This is a genomic window from Rhodococcus sp. 14-2483-1-1 (genome assembly GCF_002259335.1).
GTDB lineage: Bacteria > Actinomycetota > Actinomycetes > Mycobacteriales > Mycobacteriaceae > Rhodococcoides.
The window spans coordinates 385,717-393,045 of sequence record NZ_NPFX01000002.1 but is presented as its reverse complement, the minus strand read 5'-3'; the positions used below and the strand labels follow the sequence as shown (position 1 = coordinate 393,045).

Genomic DNA, 7,329 nt, shown 5'->3' with positions numbered 1-7,329 from the left:
CCTGCAGGTCGAGCATCCCGTCACCGAGGAAACCTCCGGCATCGACCTGGTGCTGCAACAGTTCCGCATCGCCAACGGCGAAGAACTCTCGATCACCGAAGACCCGGAACCGCGGGGGCATTCGTTCGAGTTCCGCATCAACGGCGAAGACGCCGGCCGTGGGTTCCTCCCCGCACCCGGACCGGTCACCACCTTCACCGCCCCCTCCGGCCCCGGAGTGCGCGTCGACTCCGGTGTCGAATCCGGCTCGGTGATCGGTGGTCAGTTCGATTCGATGCTCGCCAAACTCATCGTCACCGGAGCCACCCGCGAGGAAGCGCTCGCGCGTTCGCGTCGGGCGCTCGCGGAGTTCACCGTCGAAGGCTTGGCGACGGTGATTCCGTTCCATGCCGCGGTGGTCTCCGATCCGGCGTTCATCGGCGACGGGGAGTCGTTCTCGGTGCACACCCGGTGGATCGAAACCGAATGGGACAACCAGGTTCCCCCGTTCACCGCCGGGCAGCCGATCGACGAGGATGAGGTCCTGCCGCGGCAGTCCGTCGTCGTCGAGGTCGGTGGCCGCCGTGTCGAGGTCTCGTTGCCCGGGGAACTGTCCCTCGGCGGCAACGGCGGTGGCGGCAGTGCCGGTGCGGTGCGGCGTAAGCCGAAAGCCCGTACCCGAGGCGGTGCCGGAGCAGGAGCGGCGTCCGGTGACTCCGTGACCGCACCGATGCAGGGCACCGTGGTCAAGGTCGCCGTCACCGAAGGCCAGACCGTCGAAGCAGGGGACCTCATCGCCGTCCTGGAAGCGATGAAGATGGAAAACCCCGTCACCGCCCACAAAGGCGGCACCATCACCGGCCTGAGCGTCACCGCAGGCGACGCCATCACCCAAGGCACCGTCCTCACAGAAATCAAGTAGGGAGTATCCGATGACTGCCCTCGCTGAATCGTTCGACGGTGATACCTCTCCGGCGCATTCGACCGAGCTCGAAATCGTGTCGACGGTGCTGCGCATGGCGTCGGCCGCGCGGGTTCGTCTGGCGGAGGCACTGGACGCACAGGGGCTGAGCTGGGCGAGGTACGAGGTGCTGGAACTGGTGTGCAGGCGAGGGCCGACGTCGTACAGCACATTGTCGCGAGAGCTGGTGCGGCACAGAACAAGTATCACCGCGACCACCGCGAGCCTGGTGGACGCGGGGCTGCTGGTGCGAAGCGTCAATCCGCGGAATCGGCAGCAGTACTTGGTCGAGGCCACCGACTCGGGCCACCGTGCGGTGACGCGCGCCGAGCGTGCGCTCGAGCGCGCCCGGTCGCGGATGGCGGTCGATGCGGACTCTGCCCAGACGCTCGAGGTTCTGCGGGGGATAGAGAAGCAGTGGAACGGTCGGCACTGATCGGCGGCTGACTGCAACGGCGCGCATGGTGTGATTCGAGTACCCCTGGGGTGATACCCCCAGGGGTACTTGCATACCCCCTTGGGTATATGCGATGGTGGGCACGTTCGATCGCTCGGGGTTTCCTCTGCCCCGATCGATACCCCCACCCGTATAGGAGAACCATGTCGCTGCGCGATGCCGAAACTCTTCGTCCACCTGATGACCTGCCCGCGAGCAGGCCAGGCCTACTCGGCCGTGCGGGTGCTTCGATGGTGACCCATCGCCGTTGGGTGTTCGGCGTGTGGCTCATCGCGTTGATCGGCCTCGGTTCGTTTGCGCCTTCGGTGTTCTCGTCTCTCGCCGGGGCGGGATGGCAGGCGAACGGATCCGAATCCGTACTGGTTCGAGAGCTGGCCCAGCAGCACTTCGGCGGCAATTCCTCGGCGGCGGTGCAGGTGGTCGTCCACTCCGACGCGGCACCCGTCACCGATCCCGCCGTCCAGGATGTGATTGCCGACGTGTCCGACGTGTTCGCCGGTGACTCCAGATTCGGGGACGTTGTTGCGCCGCAACCGGGTATGACGATCAGCCCGGACGGCCGCACCGGCATCGTCATCGCCGGTGCGAACGGAACGACCGACGAGATGGTCAAAGCCGTCGACGATGTGAAGGAGCGGTTGACCGCGCTCTCGGGCGACGGAATCGAGGTGTATCCCACTGGCTCCTCGGCCCTGTGGTCGGACTTCAACAAGGCAAACCACGATGCGATGATCCAAGCCGAACTGTTCTCGTGGCCGGTCACATTGGCGATCATGGTGCTTGCCTTCGGATCACTCGTCGCCGCGGGATTGCCGCTGCTGCTCACGGTCGCCGGGCTCGTCGCATCCGCCGGTGGTCTCGTTCTGCTCAACGGTGTCACGCCGATCTCGGTGTGGGCCATGAACTTCGCGATGATGTTCGCCCTTGCTCTCGGAATCGACTACGCGCTGTTCATCGTCGCTCGATTCCGCGATGCGTTGCGAAACGCCGACCCTCGGGCGGCAGTGGCCGAAACCATGGACACCGCGGGCAAAGCCGTCGTGTTGTCCGGTCTGACAGTGTTGGTGAGTCTGTCCGCAGTACTACTGGTCCCCGCGCCCGCGGTGCGCACCATGGCTGTCGGGATCATGCTGGCCGTCGCCTTCGTGTTGCTGGCCACGATGACACTGCTGCCTGCGGCATTGGGGGCGCTCGGACCCAAGGTCAACGCCGCATCGTTGCCGTACGCCAAGCGTCAGGAGCATCGATCCCCGAAGTTCGCAGCATGGGGTGAGTTGCTGCACAAGCACCCGTGGCCGTTCGCCGCTGTCTCCGTGGGAATTCTGATCGCCCTGGCACTCCCGGTGCTCGGTTTGAAGGTCGCGATGCCGTCCATCGCCGTGGTGCCGGAGGATGCACCGGTGCGGCAGGGCTACGAGCTGGTGCAGGCCCAGTTCGGCCCGGGTGCACCGGGTTCGCTGCAGATCGTCGTGCCCGAAGCGGATGCTGTCGGCACCGCTGAGGCGGCAGCTCGAGTCGAGGGGATCTCGATGGTGACTCCACCGCAGGGTGCGACCGATGGATCGGGATTTGCACTGTTGCAGGCAATTCCGTCGGTCGATCCGTCCGACGAGGCGATGGGCTCGATTCTCGACGATCTGCGCGCCGCTCTGCCCGACTCCGCGCTCGTCGGAGGAGCGCCCGCGGAGAACCTCGACTTGCAGCAGGCCTTGAACGACTACCTGCCGATCGTCGTCGGGATCATCCTGGTCCTCGGATTCGTGCTGCTTCTGGTGGCACTGCAGGCCCCGCTGATCGCGCTGCTCGGCACGCTGGTGAGCCTGCTGTCCACTGCCGCAGCCTTCGGCGTCGCCAAGTTGATCTTCCAGGACGGCCACGGCGCATCACTGCTCGGTTTCACCCCGCAAGGATTCCTGGACGGCTGGGGTCCGGTGTTCTTCTTCGCGATGATCTTCGCCATCGCCATGGACTACACCGTTTTTCTGCTGGCCACCGCCAAGGAGCACTACGAGCGCACCGGTGATTCCAAGGTGGCCCAGGTCGACGGCTTGGCTCACTCGGGACGAGTCATCTTTGCCGCCGCAGCGGTGATGGTGGCAGTGTTCTTCACATTCGCACTGTCGGATCCGCTGCCCCCGAAGGAGATGGGCATCATCCTCGGCGTTGCGGTACTGCTCGACGCGTTCCTGGTTCGACTCGTGCTGCTTCCGGTATTGCTACGGCTGACCGGACACGGCGCGTGGTGGTCGCCGGCATGGCTGCGTGCCGTGTTGCCCTCCATCCGCTTTTCTCACTGAATCAACAGCTCCCACCGAACAACAGCTTTCGAGGAGACACCATGAACATCGCACTGTCCACCACGCTGACCGACACCGATTTCGACACCGCGATCGACAGCACGAAAAAGGCGCTGTCGGAACAGGGTTTCGGAGTCCTCACCGAGATCGATATGCAGGCGACTCTCAAAGCGAAGCTCGGCGAGGACATGGAGCGCTACATGATTCTCGGTGCATGCAACCCCGGGCTGGCGCACCGTGCGGTCGGTGTCATGAAGCAGATCGGGTTGCTGCTGCCGTGCAACGTGATCGTGCGTGACGACACGTCGGCACCGGGATCGGTGATCGTCGAGGCGATGAACCCGGCCATCATGGTCGAGTTCACCGGCGAGCCGGAATTGGCCTCGGTCGCCGCGGAAGCGACGACCAGGCTGAAGGCGGCCATCGTTGCTCTGGGCGGGCGTGGATCCAACCCTGCCTGATGCCCCCGGGGGTACCATCGAGTTCGACACCACCACCATCGAGGGGATCGACATGATCGGCGACGAAGACAGCATTGCACTGGTACTCAACCGACTCAAGCGCGCACACGGTCAGCTTGCCGGTGTCATCGGGATGATCGAGAACGGTCGCGATTGCAAGGACGTCGTCACCCAGCTCGCTGCTGTCTCGCGTGCGCTGGACAAAGCTGGATTCAAGATCGTGGCGACAGGTCTGCGTGAGTGCATGACGGGTGAGGGTGCAGACGGTAAGGAGCCGATGTCCGAGGCTGAACTCGAAAAGCTGTTTCTGGCGTTGGCCTGATGAGGTGAACACTTGGGGTTCAGGCCGGCAGATTCGGCCGAATACTTGACTTGGTCCAGAAAACCGGAGGATACTGGCCGCGTGATGCCGATTTCGCCGCATGCGGAGCAGTTGCGCACTGCCGATATGCGCGTGACCCGTCCCCGGGTCGCGGTACTCGAGGTCGTCGAAACCAACCCGCACGCAGACACCGACACCATTCTCGGGCTCGTGCGATCCATGCTGCCCGAGGTGTCGCGGCAGACGGTCTACGACGTCCTCAATGCATTGACGGTTGCGCGCCTGGTTCGGCGGATCGAGCCGGCGGGTTCGCCCGCGCGGTACGAATCGCGCGTCGGCGACAATCACCATCACGCCGTATGCCGCTCGTGCGGCGTCATCGCCGATGTGGATTGCGCAGTAGGCGAGACGCCGTGTCTCACGGCATCGGACTCCGTCGGTTTCACTATCGACGAGGCAGAGGTCATCTACTGGGGCCTCTGCGCACAGTGTTCGGCAGCTCGTGAGCAGCCGTCGGTTCCCGTTCAGTTCCCTCCCCGGTCTCGAACACAGCAGAGTTCGTGACCACCGATCACAGCCCGATCGTCATACCTTGGAAGGAAGCACGTGTCTGAAGATCACGTAACACGCGAAAAAGAGATGAACGAGGATCAGCCGCAGGAAGGTGGCGGTGGCAAGTGTCCGGTCATGCACGACTCGATGCCGAGGCCCGTCGAAGGCGGAAGCAATCGTGAGTGGTGGCCGAAGTCGCTGAATCTGAAGATCCTCAAGAAGAACCCGGCAGTCGGCGACCCCATGGGGCCCGACTACGAATACGCAGCCGAGTTCAACTCTCTCGATCTCGCCGAGGTCAAGCGTGACATCGAGGCCCTGATGACGAATTCGCAGCCGTGGTGGCCTGCCGACTTCGGTCATTACGGCCCCTTCTTCATTCGCATGGCATGGCATGCAGCGGGCACGTACCGCAAGCAGGACGGACGCGGCGGTGCCGGAGCCGGCATGCAGCGCTTCGCGCCGCTGAACAGCTGGCCCGACAACGCGAGCCTGGACAAGGCCCGGCGCCTCATCTGGCCGGTCAAGCAGAAGTACGGCCGCAAGCTGTCCTGGGCCGACCTGATCGTGCTCACCGGCAACGTTGCAATCGAATCCATGGGTCTGCCGACCTACGGCTTCGCCGGCGGACGCGTCGACGCCTGGGAGCCGGACGAGGACGTCTACTGGGGCCCGGAGCAGACCTGGCTGGGCGACGAGCGCTACGACGGTGATCGCACGAGCCTCGAAAACCCGCTTGCCGCAGTGCAGATGGGCCTGATCTACGTCAACCCGGAAGGCCCCAACGGCAACCCGGATCCGGTGCAGTCCGCACTGGACATTCGCGAGACCTTCGGCCGGATGGCCATGAACGACATCGAGACCGCGGCACTCGCCGTCGGCGGACACACGTTCGGTAAGACACACGGCGCAGCGGACCCCGACGAGCACATCGGTGCCGAGCCCGAGGGTGCCCCCATCGAGCAGATGGGCCTCGGCTGGAAGAACAGCTACCAGAGTGGTGTCGGCGCAGACGCGATCACCAGTGGCCTCGAGGTCATCTGGACCCCCACGCCCACCCAGTGGGACAACTCGTTCCTCGAGACCCTGTACGGGTTCGAGTGGGAGCTCTACAAGAGCCCGGCCGGTGCACACCAGTGGCGCCCGAAGAACGGCGAGGGCGCGGATCTCGTTCCCGACCCCGCCGATCCCTCCAAGCGTCGCCACCCGTCGATGCTCACCTCCGACATCGCGATGCGCGTCGACCCGATCTACGAGCAGATCACCCGGCGGTGGCTCGACCATCCCGAGGAGCTCGCAGAGGAATTCCAGAAGGCATGGTTCAAGCTCACCCACCGCGACATGGGCCCGGTCTCGCGTTACCTCGGCCCCGAGGTTCCCGCGGAGCCCCTGCTCTGGCAGGACCCGATCCCGGCCGTCGACCACGAGCTGATCGGTGACGCACAGATCGCCGAACTGAAGCAGGCCATCCTCGGATCCGAACTGACTCAGGAGCAGCTGATCTCGGCTGCATGGGCGGCGGCGTCGTCGTTCCGCGTCAGTGACAAGCGCGGCGGTGCCAACGGTGGCCGTCTGCGTCTGCAGCCGCAGGCCGGCTGGGAGGTCAACGAGCCCGACGAGCTCGCGCAGGTCATCCGCGTCCTCGAAGGAATCCAGCAGTCGTTCTCCGGAACGGTGTCCTTCGCAGACCTCGTGGTGCTCGGTGGCGTCGCAGCCGTCGAGCAGGCCGCCAAGAACGCAGGCGTCGACATCACGGTTCCCTTCACTCCGGGCCGCATGGATGCCACGCAGGAGAAGACGGACGTCGACTCGTTCTCCGATCTGGAGCCCAAGGTCGACGGTTTCCGTAACTTCCTGGGCAAGGGACAGAAGCTGCCGGCCGAGTTCAACCTGGTCGATCGCGCAAACCTGCTCTCGCTCAGTGCACCCGAGATGACCGTGCTCGTCGGTGGTCTGCGCGTGCTCGGCGCGAACTACAAGCAGTCGACACACGGCGTCCTGACCGACAAGGTCGGCACGCTCACCAACGACTTCTTCGTCAACCTCCTCGACATGGGCACCGAGTGGGTTCCCACCGCCGAGGACGGCATCTACGAGGCCAAGGATGCCGCCACCGGTGAGAAGAAGTGGACCGGAACTCGCAACGATCTGGTGTTCGGCTCGAACTCCGAATTGCGCGCTCTCGCAGAGGTGTACGCCTGCGACGACGCCAAGGAGAAGTTCGTCCGGGACTTCGTCGCGGCCTGGGACAAGGTCATGATGCTCGATCGCTTCGAACTGAGCTGAATCGGGTAGTTCAC

Annotated in this window: 7 protein-coding genes; all 7 read left to right on the top strand. The window is 64.6% G+C overall.

Annotation, left to right across the window (positions count from 1 at the left end; genetic code table 11):
- Positions 1 to 901 (top strand): biotin/lipoyl-containing protein (locus CH294_RS01685; protein WP_141216430.1); only part of this gene is annotated, 901 nt, incomplete at its 5' end.
- Between the two features lie 10 nt (positions 902 to 911).
- Positions 912 to 1,376, top strand: coding sequence for a MarR family transcriptional regulator (locus CH294_RS01680; protein WP_052058307.1), 465 nt, complete (start codon positions 912 to 914; stop codon positions 1,374 to 1,376).
- A gap of 251 nt (positions 1,377 to 1,627) precedes the next feature.
- A complete protein-coding gene (locus CH294_RS01675) occupies positions 1,628 to 3,694 on the top strand; it encodes an MMPL family transporter (protein ID WP_094736823.1) in 2,067 nt (688 codons plus the stop codon).
- A 41-nt stretch (positions 3,695 to 3,735) separates the two neighbouring features.
- Positions 3,736 to 4,155 (top strand): DUF302 domain-containing protein, encoded by a 420-nt coding sequence (locus tag CH294_RS01670; RefSeq protein WP_094736797.1) that lies wholly within the window; start codon positions 3,736 to 3,738, stop codon positions 4,153 to 4,155.
- A gap of 52 nt (positions 4,156 to 4,207) precedes the next feature.
- Positions 4,208 to 4,477, top strand: coding sequence for a metal-sensitive transcriptional regulator (locus CH294_RS01665; protein ID WP_032405046.1), 270 nt, complete (start codon positions 4,208 to 4,210; stop codon positions 4,475 to 4,477).
- A gap of 84 nt (positions 4,478 to 4,561) precedes the next feature.
- The gene (locus tag CH294_RS01660; RefSeq protein WP_032378010.1) at positions 4,562 to 5,041 is read left to right on the top strand and encodes a Fur family transcriptional regulator; all 480 of its coding nucleotides are present in this window, start codon (positions 4,562 to 4,564) and stop codon (positions 5,039 to 5,041) included.
- Between the two features lie 75 nt (positions 5,042 to 5,116).
- Positions 5,117 to 7,315: a catalase/peroxidase HPI gene (katG, locus tag CH294_RS01655; protein WP_249304981.1), complete on the top strand. Its 2,199-nt coding sequence runs from the start codon at positions 5,117 to 5,119 to the stop codon at positions 7,313 to 7,315.
- The last annotated feature ends 14 nt before the right edge of the window (positions 7,316 to 7,329 follow it).